Consider the following 21,302-nt stretch of genomic DNA (forward strand, 5'->3'; position numbering starts at 1 on the left):
GAGTTAAAAAACTCAATTTCGTTACAGCCCCCTTAAATAATTTAGAGGATTTACTTCACATAATGAATTCGCTCTTCAAAGAATCGGTTCTGTTGTTTTCTTGTTTCGGCGGGATAGCCCAAAGGAAAGAGTGAGAATGGATGTAGGCCTTCCGGTAAGTTTAACACTTTGCGTACGTACTCCATGCGATCTTCAAATGGTGCGATGCCTATCCATACACCGCCGAGTCCGAGGGCATCTGTTTGAAGCCAAATGTTTTCTTGCGCAATAGCCATATCGAGCGGAGCCATTGATGGTACCGGAATTCCATCAACTTTATAGACCGGCACGATAACAACCGGGGCATCGGCTACGCAGTGCGAATATTGGGAAACCCGGGATAAGTTTTCAATCACTTCTCGATTGGTTACCACATAGAATTCCCAAGGCTGTTGGTTAACCGCAGACGGTGCTTGCATACCGGCATGAAGAATTTCTGTGATTTTTTCCGGTTCAACCGGGCGATCTTGATATTTGCGGATACTGGTTCTGTGGAAAATGCTGTTCATGATGAGTCCTCCTAACAATTATACTGTTTAATAGTTAATGCTAACTTTTGTAAACCGACGCTCCTATATTAATCTCTTGCGCTTGCAAGGCATTGTTGTTGTTTAACCTTTAATATATTTACATACTTAAATGTGTTACTTAATTTCATTATATACTTTATGTCAAGTTCAGTCCCGCAGGGAATAGGGGGCATAGCAATACGAAGAAGAATAACACAAAAAGAGGCAGTAACCTCCGAGTCGGTTCGGATGGTTACTGCCTCTTTGATATGAATAGACCAATGCATACGGCTGTTACGCTTGGGCTATTGTTTGTCGGCTTAATAAGTACAACTGAGAGAGAATAGTTATGTTACAAGGCGAAATATAAATTAATAAATGCCTTAGTACGTAATACTTATTATTTATTATTTACTATTTAATTTATTATTTTGCAGGTTTCTGAGCTTCAGTGTCAGTTTTGTCGATGATGATATCGGTTTTCTGAGCTTCTAAGTTGCTCTGAGCCTGTGCGTTCTGCCAAGTAGCAGCGATTTTAGCGTCTTCTACTTTTTTCTGTTGAGCTTCGGCCGGAGTAATAGCGATGTCCGGTTTGTTTTTCAACTGGTAGTCGCGGTTAACAAGGTTAGCTACTACAGTTTCTAAAGCAGCGTCAGCTGTGTTAGGCTGGATAGCATGGCCTGCACCGTTAGCGTTGGAAGTGCTCTGAACGTTTTCAGAGTTGTTAGGGTATACGTCTTTCTGGTAAGCGTATAATGTGTTGTTAGCGAAGTCTAATTTGTAGTTTACTACATCGGTAAGACCTGTGTTAGGGTTTACGGCAGCTGCCTGGAAATCAGCTGTATCTGTATTTACATCGTAGTTAACGGAAGGAACGTTAACACGAGTTGTGTAGTCAGCGTCGGAATGTACCCAGTACCATTGATCGGCCGGTAAAGTTTTAGCGGAAGCTACGCCCGCAACTGTTGTTAATGCTAAACCTAATATTAATAATTTTTGTAATTTCATAATATATAATCTCCCTTCGAATATCAATAAATTTTGAATATCGATTTTTTTCTATATCATTATTATAGCACAATAAAAACAAAGAGTTCAAGGGAGTGGACTAAAAAAATCGAAATTTTTAGTAATTCAATCATCGAAAGTTAGAGATTTGACCTATATTGCCAAGGGTTTTACGTATTTATTGAGGTGGCTAAAATTTTTGCATTAAGTCATTTGAACTACTCATTTATAGGCAAAGCAGCATAAGTTTAATACGATAATAATAGCTTTTTAGACAGTTGTTTAGGAGGCTATTTTTTACTGTTAAAACTAATGACTTAGGTAAAGGGGAGGTAATTATGGTGACTGAAACACACAAAAGTCAGATGCCGAACAAAGAAGTAGCAACGAAAAGGCAGCAGGCTAAACTGTTGGCAACGCGCGATAGAATGCTGATAGAAGGCAATGATTGGGGCGATACTTTCTGGGGTATGGTCGATGGCGAAGGGGAGAATAACTTGGGTAAAATACTGATGCGCGTTCGCGAGGAAATAAAGACTGATTTAAAGGGGAAATTTGAACAAGAAAATTGAGCAAGAAAATTAATATAACTAATGAAGGGCAATGCATTGCTTAAAGATGAAAAAGGTTAGGAATTTATGTAATTGCATATTCTGTGTGGACAAAGTGCCACGAAATACCCGCTGGGAATGCTCACATTACAACGAGATTCACTAAACGCATAATACCTATGATTTATTTGATATTAACACTAGCGCATAATGTTTTTTACTGTTATTATAAGATGTAGTAGATTATCTAAATTTTTGATTAAAATAGAAATAATTAAGATGAATTTAGTGTGAAGAATAGTAAGCAGAAAGAAACGACGGACATTAACACTGTTCGGCAGGAAGGATGTGTATTATGCGAGAATTTCGTTGTGATTCAGAGGCTATGAGAAAAGGGTATTTGGCATTGGCGGCTCAAGTGAGCAAGGCGCTTGAAAAAGGCACATTGTCTGTGCATGATACACTGCAATTAGTTGTGATTGACGACGTAGTAGTTAATTGGTATGGCAAGGATGCATTCGATGGTCGTTATGCTGAAAAGCCGGATGATGTATTGTTACAGATGGTAGCGCAAGCGCGCTATGAATTTGAAAAGCCATATTTTGAAGAGCATAGTATTGCTACGTTAGCGGCGTTGGCCAATAAAAAGCCGGTTGTGAAAACGCCTAAGTCGGTGGTAGAGCAAGTATTTACGGACAGTGAAGCGGCCAAAATTTGGGAAGTTGGTTTGACGGCTGTTATTAAAGCGTGTCAAGGGGGCGGCCTCAATCGTTTTAACGAAAGAGAATGTCGCAACAGTGACGGCACGTTCCTCATCAGCGAAGCGGGCATGAATCGTCTCTTCGGTGAACGTTTGGATGATCAGGGGATGAGTATTGTCTTCATGCATATCGGTTCGGAAGAAGCCATGTTGGTTCGCTCCAAATTGCGCAAGATTTTTGAAGCACGCGGCGTTGCCGATGTAGAAGGGGCTTTGCATGAACGTTTGGGTCAAGTGATTACGTCTTGCGTGAAAGCGATTGCCAACGGTCATACCGTAGAGCTTTTGAAGACGATTGAAGATGTGGCCAAAGATGTGGGCATTGTGTCGAAGGTGGTCAAGGTTGTTACTGATTTCAGACGCTATAACCGCATCGTGTGGGCGTACCTCTATTTATTGGTTGATAGTGATGAACTGGAAACTTGGCGCATGGTGGCCGAAGGCACGGATATTAAAGCGCTCATGGCGGCTGTGGCTAAGAAATAACCAATTACATGCGTATTTTACTTATATTAAATGAGCACTTTGCTTAATTGTTTAATATATGTTTTTGGATAATACTTAATTAAGAAATTAACTAATTTACTTAAAATTTGAATAAAAAATTATAAAAAACAGACTTAAGAGGTTGTAAGACTGCAGTAATAATGCGGTTTTATGACCTCTTTTTGAGTTTAGTAAAATGTATGTCAAATAGGTATGAGTTTTTGTAAAATTTTACTTGAAAAAATAGCAATCATGAGCGAAAATATATTTGTAATATATTTTCTTAAGTAGTTTATTAAATGTGAGGAGCGGAGATTATGTCAGAACTAAGATGGAATCCATTGCTCGGCACATGGACGATGGTAGCGTCAAACCGTAAATTACGTCCCACTATGCCAAAAGATTGGTGCCCGTTTTGCCCGGGAGAAGGGAAAAAGGTACCATCCGAATTTACCGTGTATGCCTATGATAATGATTTTCCGGCTCTAACCCAACATCCGGAAGCACCGTTTGTGGATGAAACAGGTTTTTACAAGAGCGCAGAAAATCATGGTAAGTGCGAAGTTATCTTGTACTCGCCGCGTCATTCGGTTAAATTCTATGAATTGTCCGTAGGCCATATTATCGACCTGTTGGAATTAATTTCGGATCGTTGTACGGCTCTTGCAGCGGATAAGAAGATTAAGTATGTCTATCCGTTTGAAAATAAAGGGGAAGCCGTAGGCGTAACGATGCCGCATCCTCACGGACAGATTTACGGATATCCGTTCGTGCCGCAGAAGATTGAAACGGAACTTAAGAACTGTAAGGACCATTATGAAGAAACACAGCGTTGCTTGCTCTGTCAGATGAACCAAGCGGAACAAAAATCGGATTTGCGTATTGTAGCCGAAAATGACAGTTTCTTAGCGTATATTCCGTTCTTTACGGATTATCCGTACGGCGTATTCGTTGTGCCGAAACGTCATTTCAGCATGCTTTCCGAATGTACGGCCAAAGAAAAAGAAGATTTGGCTCGTATGTTAAAAGTGGTTACCCACGCATTCGACGAATTATTTAATGCACCGTTCCCGTACATGATGGTTTACCATCAACGGCCGGTTAACTCGCCGGAATATGATGATGCTAACGATTATTATCATTTCCATATTGAATTTTATCCGCCATTTAGAGAAGCTAATAAGATTAAATACTATGCTTCCTCGGAAATGGGCGCTTGGGCCGCAGCCAATACGAGCGCAGTTGAAGAAACGGCACCGGTTTTGCGTAAGCTGGTGACGAAGATTATAGAAAGGGAAGAAAGTAATGACTAAAGAGGAACTGATAGCTAAATTTATTGAGCAATTCGGCGATACCGGAGAACCCATTGATTGCTATTTTGCCCCGGGGCGTGTGAACATCATTGGTGAACATCAGGATTACAATGGCGGTCATGTGTTTCCGGCCGCTCTGACTTGCGGGATTTGGGGCGCTATGCGCCTGCGGGACGATTCTAAAGTTCGTCTTTATTCTGAAAATATGGAAGCCACAATTGTGGTAGATATTAATGATGATTTCGTTTACGATGAAGCTCATGATTGGGCCAACTATCCGCTTGGCATCATTGAATATTTGAAAAAAGATGGTTACACCTTACAGGGGATGGATTTATTCTACAGTGGTAATTTACCGGCCGGTGCGGGGCTTTCATCCTCTGCTTGTATTCTCGATTTAACGGGTTACATGTTGTGGACACATCTTGGCAAGACGCCGATTGACCGCACGAAGTTGGCAGAAATGGCACAGCAGGTTGAATACAATTTCGTAGGCGTTAAAGTGGGTATCATGGACCAATTCGCCATCAGCCACGGCAAAGAAGGACACGGCGTGCTCCTCGACTGTACGGCTATGGAGTTTGAACATGTACCACTTAACTGGGGCGATTACCACCTCATCATTATGAACACCAATAAAAAACGCGGCTTAGTTGATTCCAAATTTAACGAGCGTAAAGGTGAATGTGATGCGGCTTTGGCAGAAATCCAAAAACATCATCCTCTATCGGGCCTATCCCTGGGTACCTTAGAGGACTTGGATCTCATCGAAGATGATGTATTGCGTCGCCGTGCTCGTCATGCGATCACTGAAAACCTACGCGTTATGGCCTTCATGGATGCCCTTCGTGAAGGCAATACGGCAAAGATTGCCGAAATTATTACGGCTTCTCATGAATCCTTACGTTATGACTATGAAGTAAGCGGTTTGGAATTGGATACGATGGTAGAGATTGCGCGTAAGCAACCGGGCTGTTTGGCATCGCGTATGACAGGCGCCGGTTTTGGGGGCTGTGCGATTGCTTTGGTAGCAAGCGATAAGGTAGAGGCTTTTAAAGAAGCTGTACCAAAACTTTATGAAGAGGCTATTGGCACTGTACCGACCTTATATGATGCTGAGATAGGCGATGGCGTATATAATTTATAGGCTTTCGGGAAGGGGACAAGATGCAAACTAAACAGGCACTCAATAATGACGAAATAATTTTAAATTATATACGTCGTAACGGCTCTGTTTCAAAAGCAATTATTGCTCGTAATACGGGCATTACACCACCGACGGTAACCAATATTTGCAGTACGTTGGCTGAAAAAGGTCTTATTTATGAAGATCGACAGGAGCGCAGTGCATTGGGGCGGCCGTCGATGCTGTTGAAATTTAATGAGCAAAAAGAAATGATGCTGATGGTTCACGTACGTACTCATAATGTATTTTGTTATGTAGTGCAATCGGGGGGCATTATTTTATATCAGATGCAACAGTCGATTATCGGCCTTTCATCAGAAGAAATATTAAATACGATTTATCATTGTATCGAAGATATCATTGAGGATATGCGTTGGACGATTGCTGCTATCGGCCTCATCTTACGCGGCCCCGTGGATTCGCAAAAAGGAATTTCCATTTTTTCACCAAACGGTAAATGGTCCAATATTCCGTTCAAGTACATTTTGGAAGAACGGTTCCAATTACCGGCTTATGTGGAAAATGATGTGCGCTGCTTAGCTACCGGCGAATATTATTACGGCAGCGGCAAAGGCATTGAAAACCTCTTGGTTTTGAAATTCAGCTACGGTCTCGGCGCCTCTTTGATTTATCACGGCTCGCTTTATCGTGGTTACAATGATTATGCCGGCGAAATCGGTTACTCCGTCATCGATATTGATGAAACAAAAGAGGATTCCTTCACACGTTTAGAAGAAGTGGCATCGGAAACAGCCATTCGGGAGTATGTGTTGACGGAAATCAAAAAAGGTCGCTTATCCAAAGTAACTGACAATGGAGCCATTATAAATGATGCATTCCGGGTAGAACCTATTTATGAGGCTGCCGTGGAAGGCGATGAAATTTGTTTGGAAGCCTTGAATCGGGTAGGCAAATACTTAGGCATTACCTTAGCTAATTTATATAACATGATTAACCCGCAGCGCATTGTCGTAAGTAGCGCTATGGGCAATGCGGTGGGGACCATGGATCCGATATTACGTACCGTATTGGAAAAGAATTTACATCGGGCACAATCCGTCGATTTGGTTTACTCCGGCAACGGTAGTTATTACACATTGCTGGGCATGGTGGATATTGTCAGCAGCCGCAGAGCCGGTGAAGTATGGCTCAATGGGCGTTAAACGAACAGTTGGTAGATACGCTAGAAGAAAGCGAATTATAGAGTCTACATTTTCGTCTCAAAGGAGGAATTTCTCGTGAAAAAGGCATGGAAAGCAGCAATGTTGGCTACCTTCGCAGTAGGTACCTTAGTAGTGGCAGGTTGTGGCAGTGATTCCACATCCGGCAGTGGTGATTTACCACAAGTAGGTGTGGCTATTTACAAGTTTGATGATACCTTTATGAGCGGTGTACGTGCGCGTATCGATGCTGATGCTAAAGGCAAAGCTAAAGTTGATATCGTAGACAGCCAGAACTCGCAGCCTACACAAAATGAAAAAGTTGACTTGTTCCTTAACAAGAAATACAAAGCCATCGGGGTTAACATTGTTGACCGTCCGGCAGCCGGCGGGATTATCGACAAAGCTAAAGCAGCTAATGTTCCTTTAGTATTCCTTAACCGTGAACCATTAAAAGAAGACATGGCTAAATGGGATAAAGTTTACTATGTAGGCGCTAAAGCTGAACAAAGCGGCGAAATGCAGGGTAAAATCTTAGCTGATTACTTCAAGAAACATCCGGAAGCATATAAGAGCAACGATAATGTATTACACTATGTACTTATCAAAGGTGAACCGGGCCATCAGGATGCAGAACTTCGCTCTAAATATGTAATTGAATCCCTCAAAAAAGAAGGTATTCAGGTACAAGAAGTGGCACAAGATACAGCTATGTGGGACCGCGTTAAAGGTCAAGAAAAAATGGCTGCTTTCTTATCCAGCTACGGTGATAAGATTGACGCAGTTATCGCAAATAATGACGACATGGCTTTAGGTGCTATCGAAGCATTGAAAGCTGCCGGTTACTTCCAGAACGGTAAATATATGCCGGTTGTAGGCGTGGATGCTACGGCTCCTGCAGTACAGGCTCTTAAAGACGGCACTTTATTAGGTACTGTTCTTAACAATGCGAAAAAACAAGGCGATGCTGTATTCAACTTGATGCTCGTATTGGCTAAAGGGGAAGCTCCAACTAAAGAAAATACAGGCTTTGAAATTGTTGACAAACAATATATTTGGGTTCCTTACGAAATCGTAACGAAAGAAAATGCAGATCAAATCTTAGGTGATAAGTAGTCATTGCAGTAGGTAGGGAGGCTTGTTGCAGGCCTCCCTCACTTACTGAACCGGTAGGAGGGCAAGCATGAGTGAATATATTTTAGAGATGCAACATATATCAAAGTCATTTCCCGGCGTTAAAGCATTGAATGATGTATCTCTGCGGCTCCGTCCAGGTTCGGTACACGCGCTTATGGGCGAAAATGGAGCTGGGAAATCGACCTTGATGAAATGTTTATTCGGCATCTACAAGCAAGATGAAGGACAAATTATTCTGGACGGTGAAAAGGTAGACATTACCGATTCCCGTACCGCATTAGGCCTTGGTATTTCTATGATTCACCAAGAGCTCTATCCTGTATTACAACAGACTGTTATGGAAAACTTATGGCTTGGCCGTTTTCCGCTTAAAAGTTATGGTCCGTTGAAACTCGTTGACCATAAAAAAATGAAGGCCGACACAGAGGCTCTTTTTAAGGAAATAGATGTTGATATTGACCCGTTGGAATTGGCTGGGAACTTATCCGTATCCAAACTTCAAAGTATTGAAATTGCTAAAGCGGTGTCGCATCACTCTCGCATTATCGTAATGGACGAACCAACTTCTTCTTTGACCAGTGATGAAGTAGAGCATTTATTTAAAATCATAAACGGGCTCAAAGCAAAAGGGGTTGCCATTATTTATATATCTCATAAAATGGAAGAAATCCTCCGCATATCCGACGAAGTAACGATTATGCGTGATGGTAATTATATAGGCACTTGGCCGTCAGACGAATTGACCACGGACCTCATTATTAAACGCATGGTTGGCCGTGAAATGACGCAACTTTTCCCTGAGAAAACCAATGTACCGGGGGAAGAAGTATTGCGCGTAGAAAATATGACATCCATTCGTGACCATTCCTTCAAAGGTGTAAATTTCTCCCTTCGTAAAGGTGAGGTTCTCGGTATCGGTGGTCTCGTAGGGGCGCAGCGAACCGAGGTTATTGAAGCTCTGTTCGGACTTCGTCACTTGGCGGATGGTAAAATTTTTATCCACGGCAAGGAAGTTAAAATCCGTAGTCCGCGCGATGCGAAGAAACATCATATCGCGCTCCTCACCGAAGAACGACGGGCTACCGGTATTTTCCCGATGCTTAATATTGTCGATAATAATACGATGGCTTGCATGCCGAAGTATCGCAATAAAGTAGGTCTCTTAAATGACAGATTGCGTGAAATCGACACGGAGGAAGGCGTAAGCTCCTTGCGTATCAAGACGCCGGATACGCAGACCCGCATTCAATCCTTATCGGGCGGGAATCAGCAAAAGGTATTGATTTCTCGCTGGTTAAATACGAATCCGGAAATCCTCTTACTTGATGAACCGACTCGTGGTATCGACGTAGGGGCCAAATATGAAATCTACACGATTATCAATCGCTTGGCTACCCAAGGCAAAAGCGTAATCATGATTTCGTCGGAAATGTCCGAATTGCTCGGCATGAGTGACCGCATCATGGTTATGAGTAACGGTAAAATGGAAGGGATTCTGGATGCGAAAGACGCAACGGAAGAGAAAATCATGGAACTTGCTACGGCAGGTTTATTATAGGAGGATATGACTTATGAGTGGATCTCGCGTTAGCAAGTTTATGACACAAAATGCTATCTACATCGTACTCGTTGTATTGGTAGCTGCTATATCAATTTATAGCCCTAATTTCTTATCAATGACCAGTTTTCGGGATATTTTAATTCAGTCGTCACCGCGTGTTATTATTGCCCTTGGTTCAGCTATGATTCTGATAACCGCAGGCTGTGACTTGTCAGCCGGTCGTGTTGTTGGTTTAACCGCGGTTGTTTCGGCGTCTTTATCACAGTTGCCAAGTTATCCGCATCCGTTCTTTGAACAGGCGCCAAATTTACCGACTTTCTTACCGATTATTATCGCCATTGCCGTAGGCGCTTGCGTTGGTTTGGTGTCCGGTTTAATCGTAGCGTACTTGCGTATCGTACCGTTCATCGCAACCTTGGGTACTATGGTTATGACCTATGGTGTTTGTTCCTTGTACTTTGACATGGAGCCAAACAACTCTCAGCCAATCGGCGGTTTACGTCCTGAATTTACCGTATTCGGTTCCGGAGCTATGGATTTAGGCTTCATGACGATTCCTTATATCGTTATTATTGCTGCAGTTATCTCCTTTATTATGTGGATTGTGTATAACAAAACAGTACTTGGTAAAAACATGTTTGCCATCGGTGGCAACGCTCAGGCAGCTGTTGTATCCGGTATCAACGTAGGTGCTACCTTAATTGCCATTTATGTAATTGCCGGCGCCCTTTATGGTGTAGGCGGTATTTTGGAAGCCGCTCGTACCGGTGGTGCAACAAACAACTATGGTAACATGTACGAATTGGATGCCATCGCCGCAGCCGTTGTAGGTGGTGTATCCATTACCGGTGGTGTTGGTACGGTACCGGGCATCATTGCCGGCGTACTTATCTTTACGGTAATCAACTATGGCCTCACTTTCGTAGGCATGGGCCCATACTGGCAGCTCATCATTAAAGGCTTAATCATCGTTATCGCCGTAGCTGTTGACGTACGTAAATACTTGGCCCGTAAATAATTGACGACAGATTAGGTAGTCAATCGAAATGATTCTGTACGTATATATGTACACCCTGTGAGTATATATACGCAGATGCCAACATGATTACATATTGTAATTTTTGAAAATATGAATTAATTAAGATGTTTAAAAAAGCGCCGTTAATGAATGAATTTTTCATTTATTAACGGCGCTTTCTGTCTTTGTATAAATGTGTTGCACTATTTGATAATCAAGATTTTAGAGCGATTAGGAATGACTATTGATTGTGGAAAGTAGCATTATTTGATTGTAAAATTTGATTATAAATATTGCACGATATATTATTTATGTTATATAATATAAAAAGGTTATTTGAAGAAGTCGTGAAGCGAAAGTTGAGAACCGCTTTAAAAATATATGTATTGCTTTGCGTTAAGTATGCATATTTATAAATTAGGTATAGGGAAACAATGATGCGTATGCCAGTAACAATACTTGTACCGGTATATGTATAGAGCTTGCATAAGCCTTGGCAGATTAATTATGGGCGAGTGTATGCTTTTGACAAGAGAATCAAAATACATTAATAGAGCTATAGCCATGGGAATCGGCTATAGCATATTAGTGTTTTTTGTGTTTGTGTGGTGATTTTGGTACGTGTAATACTAGAAAGTTGAGTAATATGCAATGAAGCGTACGGGATTTGTGGTAGCCGTCTTCTTAATAGGAATCATAGTGATTCTTGGAGGCTGGCTTTTAGGGATAATCGGGAGAGATGACGGGCGCACTTTGGGGGAACGGCTTGATGCAGCTTATCACGCCTATATGCCTATGTCGGGAACGAAGCCACTATATATCAGGCAATTAGTGGGGCCGGATATGGGCACGAAACGAACTATTTTATGGGAAACAACTGAATTTGAAGCAAATGCTGTGGTTGTCTATAAATTAAAAGGTGAGGCTGATAGCGAGGCTAAAACTTTGTGGGCGACGACGGACAAGATTAGAGAAAATCAGACGACTCGCTATGTATACCGTGTTGATTTGTGCGATTTAGAGCCCAATCAAGAGTATGTTTTCCAGGTGGGGAAGCAAGGTCATACCGATGGTGAATGGCACTCCTTTAGTACGCATAAGATGGATAAAATGTCATTTCTTGAAACAAATAAGCCGCAATCTTGGGTTATCCCTAAGACAAGCGGTTCGGTGCAGATTGTAGGGGTCAAGAAATACGATACCCATTTTTGTTTGCATGGACCGAATCATGATTGTCCGGATGTTCATCCGAATACGCTGATTTGTTATGATATTTAATATTTTTTTCCATATTCTTCTTGACTTGAAGTTAACTTCAAACTATATAATGACTATATAAGATATTGAAGATATTCGATGAGCTGTTTGGTTGTATACAGTTTGTGAGATAACGTGTGAGATAACATGTATGAGATATCATGTGGGATCACATGTATGAGATAAGAGGAGTAACGATATATGGAAGAAAAAAAGAGAAGTAAAAGTTGGTTTACGTGGGTAAGTGCAATGGCGGTGCTGATTGTTGTCATGGGGGTCATTATCAGCTCAACTGCTTGGGGCTCCGGTATGTTGCGCCAAGGGCGGACATTGTATTATGAATTGATGCCGCAGGCGGGGACTGAGGCTATGTATGTACGGCAATTAATTACGCCGGACATGACGCACTCTCGCATTATCATGTGGGAAACGCACGCACCGGAAGCCGATCCGGTGGTACTTTATAAAATAGCCGGCGCATCGGATAGTACGATTGAGACTGTACCGGCTACGATGGAACGCTTTGAAGAAGATAAGACGGTGCGCTATATATACCGGGCGGAGCTTACCGGTTTGACGCCGAATTCAACCTATGAATATCAGGTGGGCAAAAATGTGATTACCAAAGGTTGGCATACCTTGCATACGATGGACGAAAGCAGTTTTACCGCCTTGATTTTTCCGGACTCCCAGTCCTCGGACTATAGCGGGTGGCAAAGCTTGGTAAACACGGCCTATAAAGAAAATCCGGAAGCCACGTTTTTTGTCAACATGGGTGACCTTGTAGATAATGGTGAATCGGCTTATCAGTGGGACGCTTGGTTTGGCGCGGTGGAGCCTATGATTGCGAATATTCCTTTTGTCGGCGTTAGCGGCAATCATGAGTACTATTCGCTGGATTGGCAGATAAAAGAGCCGACTGCGTATGACCATTTCTTTAAATTTGATGCACCAAAGGCTGAGCCCTATAGCGAGGCTGCCGGCGATTCTTCCCGACGTGCTTTTTATTCCTACGATTATGGCGATGTTCACTTCGTGGTGCTGAATACGCAGTTTAACGAGATGAATGAAAGCTATCGCGATGAAGTGCGTAATGAACAAATGGCATGGCTTGAAGAAGATTTGGCGGCTACGACTAAGCCTTGGAAAGTAGTACTCATGCACCGTGATACCTTCAGCTATCCGAATACGAAGGTGGCACGCATGACGGCCGGATTCAGTGATATAGGTGAATTATTCATGCCGGTTTTTGAAAAATACAATGTGGACATGGTATTGTCGGCTCATTATCACATGTATCGTCGTCGCGGCCATGTGGAAAACTTCCAACGCAGTGAAAACGGACCGTACTATATCATTACCGGTGTAGCGGGTGATGTGAAATATGCCGAGATTTGGAAGGACCATCCGCTGGATGAGTATGTGTCACCTTATCTTGACGGGGATAATTACTTAGTCCTTCGTAAGGATAATAATAGTTTGACCGTTGATGCGTACTTGGCTGACGGCACGAAGTTTGACTCGATTACGTTGCGTAAATAAAGCAAGTAACATTATAAGTGCCTAATTTCGCAATAACATAATAATTGGATAGTTCCGCAATAGCATTATAATTGCTTGATTTCGTAATAGGATTATAATTACATAATTTCGCATATAGCGACGTCATATAAAGTAAAAAGGAAGTAACGACTTCATCAATGAAATCGTTACTTCCTTTTGTATTAGCTGTTATAGTGATTCCGATTATAGTTTACCCAACGCTTCAGCCAAGGTATCGGCTACATACCACAATTCTTCTTTAGTATGGTCCGCCGATACGGTTAGGCGCAAGCGGCTTTCGCCGGGCGCCACGGTCGGTGGGCGAATGGCCGTCAAGATAATGCCTTTTTCGAATAATTGATCTTGAACCGCCAAGGCTTTTTCATCAGACCCTACGATGATGGGGAAGATCGGAATGGCATTGTGAGCCACCGGGATGTTGTGACGCTCTAAATATTTTGACATATCGTGTACGTTTGCACGCAACTGAGCGATATGATACGGTTCTTTTTCTAAAAGAGCCAACGCAGCTTTAGCGGCCCCTACGGCAGCCGGCACTAAAGCGGTGGAGAAGATAAAACTGCGGCTGTGATTAATTAAGGTATTGATGATTACCTCGTTGGCGCATACATAGCCGCCTTCACTGCCGAGGGCTTTACTGAGGGTGCCCAGTTGAATATCTACGTCATCGCTTAAGCCAAAGTGATGAGCTACCCCTTTGCCTTCGCCGATAATACCGGTCGCATGGGCATCGTCAACCATAACTAAAGCACCGTGCTCTTTGGCTAAATTTACAATGGCCGGGAGATGGCAAATGTCACCATCCATGCTGAAAACGCCGTCTGTCACAATGAGTCGTTTGCCCGTTGCCGGTAAGTCCGCAAGCAGCTCGTCTAAGTGTTTCATGTCGCTGTGACGATATACATGCACGTTGGCGTCGCTGAGACGGCAACCATCGATGATGCTGGCGTGATTTAATTCATCGCTGAGGATGTGATCGCCCGGTTTCATGAGACCGGAAATGGTGCCCACATTGGCCATGTAACCTGTGTTGAAAACCAATGCTTTGGTAGTGCCTTTAAAAAAGGCCAAATCTTCTTCCAGTTCCGTAATCATCGGATTAGTGCCGGACGTGAGGCGAGCGCCGCCGGATCCGGTGCCGTAAGTTTCAATGGCTTTTTGGGCAGCCGCCATGACATCCGCATTATGGGTAAAGCCCAAATAATTGTTTGAGGCCATCATTAAATACTTTTTGCAGTCCAACTCGATATGCGTACTATCGATAGGCGTATAGGCGACACATTGACGAAAACGATGTTCTTCTTTGAGCACTTCCAGCTCTTGATTCATTTGTTCCCAGATGGCTTTTCTAAACATAGTAACTCCCCGCTTATAATTAATAATCTACGATAAAAAACGTTTTTAATTATAATAATCTCTCTGAAATTTCCTACCTTTATTATAACAAAATTTGCTAAATCGTTTCAATTGTTACCAAAACGGTAGTTTCTTCCAAGTAATGGCGCAAGGAGTCGAGGTCAGTGTCAGGTTTTACAAAAAAGATGCGACCGCCTCGTTGATCGCCCAGCTCTTTGACCGGCGTTAAGCGGTGATAGGTGTGGCCGTAACTTACATAACCTACGGCGTAGTCCGGGTCGTCGGAGACGCAAAATTCGCCGAGAATATCCGGGTAACCTAATACTTTGGAGGCCAGTACCAACGCTTCTTCGAAGTGAACACCGGTATGACCTTGTTTTTCAAAGTGAGGGATAGCGTCGGCCGGATCGGCAAAGGCCATGCGGCTGACACGCACGCCGCGCAGGCCCAAATCGTCCATCCGTTCACCGGTTTCGGCGTTGCAGATTAAAGCACCGCGCATGTTTTCCGGTTGACTGCGAAGGGTAAAGAGGGCTTTTTGAATGGCTTCGCGATTAATGCCGGAGGTTTCGAGGAGACGGTACGCAGCTTCGAGACCTTCCGCTACGGAGTCGGCTTTGGTGATGGCAACGTCTAAAGCCGGTTTATATACGATGTCGTCATCTTCGATGGCATCGATGGTGATGCGGATAAAGTCGGCACAGCCTTTGCTGTGAGTTAACGCTCTGGTTACGAGTTCAGAGGCTGTTTGCGCTAACTCTTCTTTACTTAAAATTCGTTCGGCCCCGGAAATATGGTGGCCGCCNNNGGCCCCGGAAATATGGTGGCCGCCGTTTTCATGGGCACCGCCTTTAGCCGAACGCATACGAATACTATAAAGCATTGGCCTTATCACCTCCGGAGAGTGCCGGAACAGAGCGACGAACGCGGGACAACACTTTGACTAAGAGTGGGGAGAAGATGGCGGTAAAAATATAGCCCGGTACGGCCATAAGAATCATTGCCATAGCTAATTTACCGAAGAAGAGACCCAAGGTGAGGCGGGCAATGATAGAAGCAATCGGACCGGCAATTACCTGGGACCAGACGGCTCGGTGACCTAAATAGAGAACGGCCCCGGCAATAACGCGGAATTGCATCTGAATCGCTACATTTAATAAGTTGTGGGTGCCCAACATGAGGGAAATGGCACTGGCTAAGCAACCGGCAATGATATAGCGTTTAAAGCCGAATACACAGCAGATGGCAACGGCGAGTGGCGCGGATAGCTGGAATTCTATGCCGGGAATCACATTCGGTAATTTAATAGCGCCTGTAATCCCAATCATGGCGGCCAAGATGGCGATTTCGCAAATGAAACGAATGTTAGAATTTTTCATACGTAAACCCCTTTTCTAAAAATAATACCCCTAATACCTATTGTTAACCTTTATGTAAACCTATTGCGGATAAAATGGTTAACATTTGAGAATATTATACCCCAGTCGGTGTATACTGTAAATGAGAATTTTAAGAAATTTTTGTACAAATTTTTTCAGGAATATCATAGAGAAAATGTAGGAAAATAAAGTTATATCAGCGTTTATGTTAAAAAGTACAAGTAGTTTGACAGGAGAGATTTTTATCAACTAGATGATAAAACGTATCCCTGCAGATTAAAGCGTAGAATTAGCAATTGACCTATCTCTAAAAGTCATATCAATTTACAAAAAGTAATATGACATGAGCCCCTTTAATCTCTGTTGCAGATTTGATATAATAAAATAGTATAAAAGGTCCGTTGAAGGGGACCGTTCACAGTCAAGGAGGACGATATTGTGGAATTAGTACAAAACTTAAAAGCAAAAGTAAAACCATTAGGCAAGAAAATTGTATTACCTGAATACAAAGATGCTCGTGTATTAGAAGCTACTGAATTAATTCTTAAAGAAGGTTTTGCCACCCCTGTATTGGTTGGTAACCCTGAAGAAGTTAAAGCATTGGCTCAAAAAGAAGGCTTCAACGTTGACGGTGCTGAAATCATCAACCCTGAAACTTATGATCGTTTACCTGAAATGATCGACATTTTCGTAGAAAAACGCGCTAAAAAAGGTATGACTCCTGAAAAAGCAAAAGCCACTATGCTTGGCGATTGCTTATTCTTCGGTGCTATGTTGGTACACCTCGGTGTAGTTGACGGCATGGTAGCCGGTTCTGCCAGCCCTACGGCTAATGTATTGCGTGCCGCTTTACAGGTTGTAGGTACTAAACCTGGTCTTAAAACCGTATCCAGCTCCATGTTTGTTTTCTCTGACAAAAAACAATATGGCGACGACGGTATGCTCGTATTCTCCGATTGCGGCGTTATCCCTAACCCAACTTCCGAACAATTGGCTGACATCGCTATGTCTTCCGTTGAAAAAGCTCGCAAAGTTGGCAATATGGCTAACCCTCGCGTATCCTTCTTATCTTTCTCCACTAAAGGTTCTGCGTCCTCTCCTGAAGTAGATAAAGTAGTTGCAGCAGTTGAAATGTTGAAAGAACGCAATGTAGATTTCGACTTCGACGGCGAATTACAGCTTGATGCTTCTATCGAACCATCTGTTGCCGAACGCAAAGCTCCTGGCAGCAAAGTAGCCGGTAAAGCTAACATCTTGATTTTCCCTGACCTTCAGGCAGCTAACATCGGTTACAAATTGGTACAACGTTTTGCCGGTGCTACCGCTCTTGGACCATTGATTCAAGGTTTGGCAGCTCCTATTCATGACTTATCCCGCGGTTGCTTCGCTACTGATATCGTTGATGTTGTAGCTATTGCCGCAGCTGAAAGTGTTGAATAAGAATTTCATATAGCGAATGAATAATAAACTCCGTTATTGTAGTAGGTTTTTGAAAAACTCTGACAATAACGGAGTTTTTTAGCTTGTGTTTTATGGTATAATAAAAGTTGTTAGTAATAATATTATCAATAAGGCGATTCTTAAGACCTGTTTTGGCTAAGATATTTTGCTTACTATAATCTATGACTCTTAAGTAGAGGTGATACTATGAAACTATATTATTTAGAACACAGCGGTTTTATGCTTGATGCCGGTGATACCTGCTATATCTTTGATTATTGGAAAGATGAAGCGCAGGTTGTCAAAAAAGCGCAAGCGGCAGGTAAAGTATTGTGGTTCTTCGTGACCCATTGGCATGGCGATCATTATTCGCCGGCTATTTTAGATTTTAACAGCCCTACAACGCGTTACATCGTGCATACCGACGTGCCACATAAAGATATGCCTAAAGAACGAACTACGGTTATGGCCGTAGGGGATACGACGTACGTTGAAGACCTTAAAGTTACCATGTACGGCTCCACCGATGAAGGCGGGTCCTTCTTAATCGATACCGGTGATGCTACGATTTTCCATGCCGGCGATTTGAACTGGTGGCATTGGCTCGGTGATACGCCGGAAAATATCGACTTTGCTCGTGATTTTGCGGCCAAGGAATTTAAACGTATTGCCGGCATCACGCCGGATCTTGCCATGTTCCCGGTAGACGATCGCTTGGAAGCGGCCCGTGAATGGGGCGCCTTTGAGTTCTTACATGCAGTAGGACGTTTGCCAAAACTATTTGTACCGATGCATCGTCACGGTCCGGTTTGGGAACCTTCGTTATACTTTAAATCCTTGTATGAACATATGCCGGTTTGGAGTCCGAAACATACGGGCGACAGCGTTGAATTAGAAGAGTATGGGATTGAATAATTCGATTGAGTTTGGTGAGTAGAGTATTGAATAGTTCGAAAGGATTGAGTATGAAACGACGAACGGATTGGCCGATTGCCACCGGCTTATTGTTTTGTATGATGATTATATTTTTAGGCGTCTATCCGTTTCGCCAAGAGCCCTTATTCGGCTTTTTGACTCATGTAAGCGGTGCCGCCATGATCGGCGGCCTGGCTGACTGGTATGCGGTGACCGCATTATTTAAAAAGCCTTTAGGCATTTCGTATAAAACGGCCCTTATACCGCGCAGTAAGGCCCGCTTGGTGGAAACGGCTCGTTATATGATGGTGGAAGAACTCCTCAGAGTTCAGCCGGTATATACGATTATTAAAAAAGAACAGTTGCCGAAGCGCATTCTCATGTACTTTTTGAGCGATGACGGGCGTAAACAATTAAATCAATTCATCGAAGAAGTAGGTTCACAGTTAGGCAATCGCTTTGACGGAGCACCCCTTCGCAAGGAAGTGACAGGCGCTATTAAGCAGGGCGTGGAGCACTGGGAAGTGGTACCACTCCTCATTCGTTTTGGTCATCTTTTGATGAAATATGAAACGGCGGAGACGTTGTGGCTCTACCTTAATCGCATGGCGCAGCGACTCATTGGTTCTGAAGGTATCCAGCCGTATATTACGGGTATCGTGGCAGCGATGATGAGCCGTTATGCGGAAAACTCCTTTTGGCGAGAGCTGGCGTTAGCCCTCGGCAGTGACAGTTTTTCACCGGAACGGGTGGCTGAATTAATTCAGCGCAAAGCAACGGAGTTTTTACGCTCGCAAGAATCGATTTATTCCCCCATGGGGCAGTATGTGTACAATAAGGTGCTTTGGCTCTTATCTGAGCTGGAGCGCAATAAAGAGTGGCGCGCGTACATAGAAACCAAAAAGAATACATGGCTTATGGATGCCTTGGAAGATGTAGATATGGCCGGCGATACTAAAGCTTGGCAGGGAATTTTCAAACGGGCTCAAGAAGAAGCCGAATCTTATGCGCGCAGTTTATTGCAGGATAAGGCCAAAATGCAGAGTTTGGAACGTTTACTTTTGTATCAACTGGTTCCGTTACTTCGTAAATTGCGGCCGTTTGTAGATACATCGGTAGTGCGTGAATTAAATTCCTATTCGCCGGAACGCTTGGCCGATTTGATCAAAGGTAAGTTATATCACGATTTGCAGATGATTCGTATTAACGGCTCCTTGGTAGGTGCTGTGTTGGGCGGTCTCTTCTATGTGGCGGCGCAACTCGTGCAAGGAGGTGTTAGCTTATGATTGGTGGTGTACCGTATCGCGTATGGGCTAATCGGATATTAGCTGGCTCCGCCGTTTTATACGCCCTGGTTTTTGTGGGGCAGTTCTACATTACCGCTACCTGGTATGAAGCTTTATATTGGCTCGTTCAATCGGCGCTTATCGGTTCCGTGGCGGACTGGTTTGCCGTGACTGCCTTATTCCGTAAACCGCTGGGCTTCCCGTATCATACGGCGCTCATTCCGCGCAATAAAGAGCGCATGATTTCCGGTTTGGTTAACCTCATTGAAACCCGTCTTTTGACTTTGGACCAGTGCCAGCGGGCTTTGAAGTCGGTGAAATTCGTGCCTTATATTGACGGTTATATCAAGAGTGATAAGGGCCGTCAGTACATTCGTAAGGCATTGCGCAGTTTGCTCCATGTAGTGTGGCATAGTCGCAGTGAAAGGGAGTGGGCTGCTTGGGGTGCTGAGAAACTTCGTTATTTCTTGCATCGCCAGTCGATTACGGGACCTTTACAGCAGTTTTTAACGGATGTTTGTAAAACCAATAAGCACGAAACTACGATTATTAAGGGCATCATGCTGCTGCAGGAAGCTCTCGATAAACCGCAAGTTTTGTTCTGGCTTACGAATACGATTGATCGTGAGATTCAGGCTCGTAAGGAAAATATTCTGTCCGCCATTCTTATTGGTGCTTCGGAAACCTTTGACATTATTAATGCCCGCGATATGGCCATGGCCATGTTGCGCGAGCTCTACATGATATTGGAGCGGTGGAAACAGCCAGGCAGCACGGAGCGTCTTGTGTGGATGCAGCAGTGGCTTGGTCCTTTGCAGGAATTGGCCTATAACAGCACCGTCGGTAAAGCTATCGACGATGTGTGGCAACGCTGGATTGACGAACAAGATTGGGAAGCTGTTTTGGAAAGTTATGTGTGTCCGTACATTCATAATGTAATCCACATGTCGGATAAAGAAGATACCTTTGAAGAAGGTACACCGGTTAATGTATTGGAACAGTCGTTACAGGAGTTGTGGGCTGTTTACAGTAAAAATCCGGAATTGGAAGCTAAATTGGAAAACATGTGTCAGCACATGGCCGGTTATGTGTTATTGCGCAGTCATGCGCTACTGGGCGTCATTGTGCGACAGGTACTGGGCTCACTCAGCACAGAGAAGTTTATCTATTTCATCGAATCGAAAGTAGAGGATGACTTGAGCTGGATCCGTATTAACGGTGCTTTGGTAGGTGCTGTATGCGGCCTCGGCGCTTGGAGTTTCTTACACTTTATCTATGAACCGCTTTTGGCTTTGTGGGGATTATAAGAATATTTTGTAGTGAAAAAATAAACGGTCTTACTTCGCGAGTTATAGGACAAAAAGTGTGTGTAAAAAGT

General features: G+C 43.4%; 19 protein-coding genes. 14 read left to right on the forward strand and 5 right to left on the reverse strand.

The window, feature by feature from the left end; genetic code table 11:
- Positions 1 to 50: 50 nt before the first annotated feature.
- Both QZL64_RS04495 and QZL64_RS04500 read right to left on the reverse strand, forming a co-directional pair.
- Positions 51 to 548 carry a nitroreductase family protein gene (locus QZL64_RS04495; RefSeq protein WP_021840806.1) on the reverse strand — a complete coding sequence of 166 codons (498 nt, stop codon included), beginning with the start codon at positions 546 to 548 and terminating at the stop codon, positions 51 to 53.
- Positions 549 to 974: 426 nt separating this feature from the next.
- The gene (locus QZL64_RS04500) at positions 975 to 1,556 is read right to left on the reverse strand and encodes a hypothetical protein (RefSeq protein WP_021840807.1); all 582 of its coding nucleotides are present in this window, start codon (positions 1,554 to 1,556) and stop codon (positions 975 to 977) included.
- A 338-nt stretch (positions 1,557 to 1,894) separates the two neighbouring features.
- On the opposite strand from QZL64_RS04500, the gene QZL64_RS04505 reads away from it, so the two are divergent.
- The 10 genes from QZL64_RS04505 to QZL64_RS04550 all read left to right on the forward strand — a co-directional run bounded on the left by QZL64_RS04505 (position 1,895) and on the right by QZL64_RS04550 (position 13,527).
- Positions 1,895 to 2,128, forward strand: coding sequence for an NADAR family protein (locus QZL64_RS04505; RefSeq protein ID WP_021840808.1), 234 nt, complete (start codon positions 1,895 to 1,897; stop codon positions 2,126 to 2,128).
- A 334-nt stretch (positions 2,129 to 2,462) separates the two neighbouring features.
- On the forward strand, positions 2,463 to 3,353 hold the full coding sequence (locus QZL64_RS04510; protein WP_021840809.1) for a helix-turn-helix domain-containing protein: 891 nt from the start codon (positions 2,463 to 2,465) through the stop codon (positions 3,351 to 3,353).
- Positions 3,354 to 3,670: 317 nt separating this feature from the next.
- On the forward strand, positions 3,671 to 4,666 hold the full coding sequence (gene galT, locus QZL64_RS04515; protein ID WP_021840810.1) for a galactose-1-phosphate uridylyltransferase: 996 nt from the start codon (positions 3,671 to 3,673) through the stop codon (positions 4,664 to 4,666).
- Entirely contained in the window at positions 4,659 to 5,813 is a 1,155-nt protein-coding gene (locus tag QZL64_RS04520) for a galactokinase (protein WP_021840811.1), read from the forward strand. The genes galT and QZL64_RS04520 overlap by 8 nt, the downstream gene beginning before the upstream one ends.
- A gap of 20 nt (positions 5,814 to 5,833) precedes the next feature.
- Positions 5,834 to 7,015 (forward strand): ROK family transcriptional regulator, encoded by a 1,182-nt coding sequence (locus QZL64_RS04525; protein WP_021840812.1) that lies wholly within the window; start codon positions 5,834 to 5,836, stop codon positions 7,013 to 7,015.
- A gap of 75 nt (positions 7,016 to 7,090) precedes the next feature.
- Positions 7,091 to 8,128, forward strand: a complete 1,038-nt coding sequence (locus tag QZL64_RS04530; protein ID WP_021840813.1) for a galactose ABC transporter substrate-binding protein — start codon at positions 7,091 to 7,093, stop codon at positions 8,126 to 8,128.
- 67 nt (positions 8,129 to 8,195) lie between these two features.
- A complete protein-coding gene (locus QZL64_RS04535) occupies positions 8,196 to 9,707 on the forward strand; it encodes a sugar ABC transporter ATP-binding protein (RefSeq protein WP_021840814.1) in 1,512 nt (503 codons plus the stop codon).
- Between the two features lie 13 nt (positions 9,708 to 9,720).
- Positions 9,721 to 10,728: a galactose/methyl galactoside ABC transporter permease MglC gene (mglC, locus tag QZL64_RS04540; RefSeq protein WP_021840815.1), complete on the forward strand. Its 1,008-nt coding sequence runs from the start codon at positions 9,721 to 9,723 to the stop codon at positions 10,726 to 10,728.
- A 651-nt stretch (positions 10,729 to 11,379) separates the two neighbouring features.
- On the forward strand, positions 11,380 to 12,006 hold the full coding sequence (locus QZL64_RS04545) for a fibronectin type III domain-containing protein (RefSeq protein WP_021840816.1): 627 nt from the start codon (positions 11,380 to 11,382) through the stop codon (positions 12,004 to 12,006).
- A 180-nt stretch (positions 12,007 to 12,186) separates the two neighbouring features.
- A complete protein-coding gene (locus QZL64_RS04550) occupies positions 12,187 to 13,527 on the forward strand; it encodes a purple acid phosphatase family protein (RefSeq protein ID WP_021840817.1) in 1,341 nt (446 codons plus the stop codon).
- A 204-nt stretch (positions 13,528 to 13,731) separates the two neighbouring features.
- Here QZL64_RS04550 and bioF read toward each other — a convergent pair whose 3' ends face one another.
- The 3 genes from bioF to QZL64_RS04565 form a co-directional block, all read right to left on the reverse strand.
- Positions 13,732 to 14,904: an 8-amino-7-oxononanoate synthase gene (gene bioF, locus QZL64_RS04555; protein WP_021840818.1), complete on the reverse strand. Its 1,173-nt coding sequence runs from the start codon at positions 14,902 to 14,904 to the stop codon at positions 13,732 to 13,734.
- Between the two features lie 97 nt (positions 14,905 to 15,001).
- A complete protein-coding gene (locus QZL64_RS04560) occupies positions 15,002 to 15,787 on the reverse strand; it encodes a 6-carboxyhexanoate--CoA ligase (protein ID WP_021840819.1) in 786 nt (261 codons plus the stop codon).
- Positions 15,777 to 16,283, reverse strand: a complete 507-nt coding sequence (locus QZL64_RS04565) for a hypothetical protein (RefSeq protein ID WP_021840820.1) — start codon at positions 16,281 to 16,283, stop codon at positions 15,777 to 15,779. Before QZL64_RS04565 ends, QZL64_RS04560 begins: the two co-directional genes overlap by 11 nt.
- 438 nt (positions 16,284 to 16,721) lie before the next feature.
- Here QZL64_RS04565 and pta point away from each other — a divergent pair, with 438 nt between their 5' ends.
- The 4 genes from pta to QZL64_RS04585 all read left to right on the forward strand — a co-directional run bounded on the left by pta (position 16,722) and on the right by QZL64_RS04585 (position 21,231).
- Positions 16,722 to 17,723 carry a phosphate acetyltransferase gene (gene pta, locus QZL64_RS04570; RefSeq protein ID WP_021840821.1) on the forward strand — a complete coding sequence of 334 codons (1,002 nt, stop codon included), beginning with the start codon at positions 16,722 to 16,724 and terminating at the stop codon, positions 17,721 to 17,723.
- A gap of 207 nt (positions 17,724 to 17,930) precedes the next feature.
- Complete coding sequence (locus QZL64_RS04575; RefSeq protein WP_021840822.1) at positions 17,931 to 18,638, forward strand: MBL fold metallo-hydrolase; 708 nt, start codon at positions 17,931 to 17,933, stop codon at positions 18,636 to 18,638.
- Positions 18,639 to 18,688: 50 nt separating this feature from the next.
- Positions 18,689 to 19,924, forward strand: coding sequence for a DUF445 family protein (locus QZL64_RS04580; RefSeq protein WP_021840823.1), 1,236 nt, complete (start codon positions 18,689 to 18,691; stop codon positions 19,922 to 19,924).
- Positions 19,921 to 21,231: a DUF445 domain-containing protein gene (locus tag QZL64_RS04585; protein ID WP_021840824.1), complete on the forward strand. Its 1,311-nt coding sequence runs from the start codon at positions 19,921 to 19,923 to the stop codon at positions 21,229 to 21,231. Before QZL64_RS04580 ends, QZL64_RS04585 begins: the two co-directional genes overlap by 4 nt.
- Positions 21,232 to 21,302 lie beyond the last annotated feature (71 nt).

The sequence above is a fragment of the Veillonella sp. CAG:933 genome (genome assembly GCF_000431435.1).
Classification (GTDB): Bacteria; Bacillota; Negativicutes; order Veillonellales; family Veillonellaceae; genus Veillonella_A.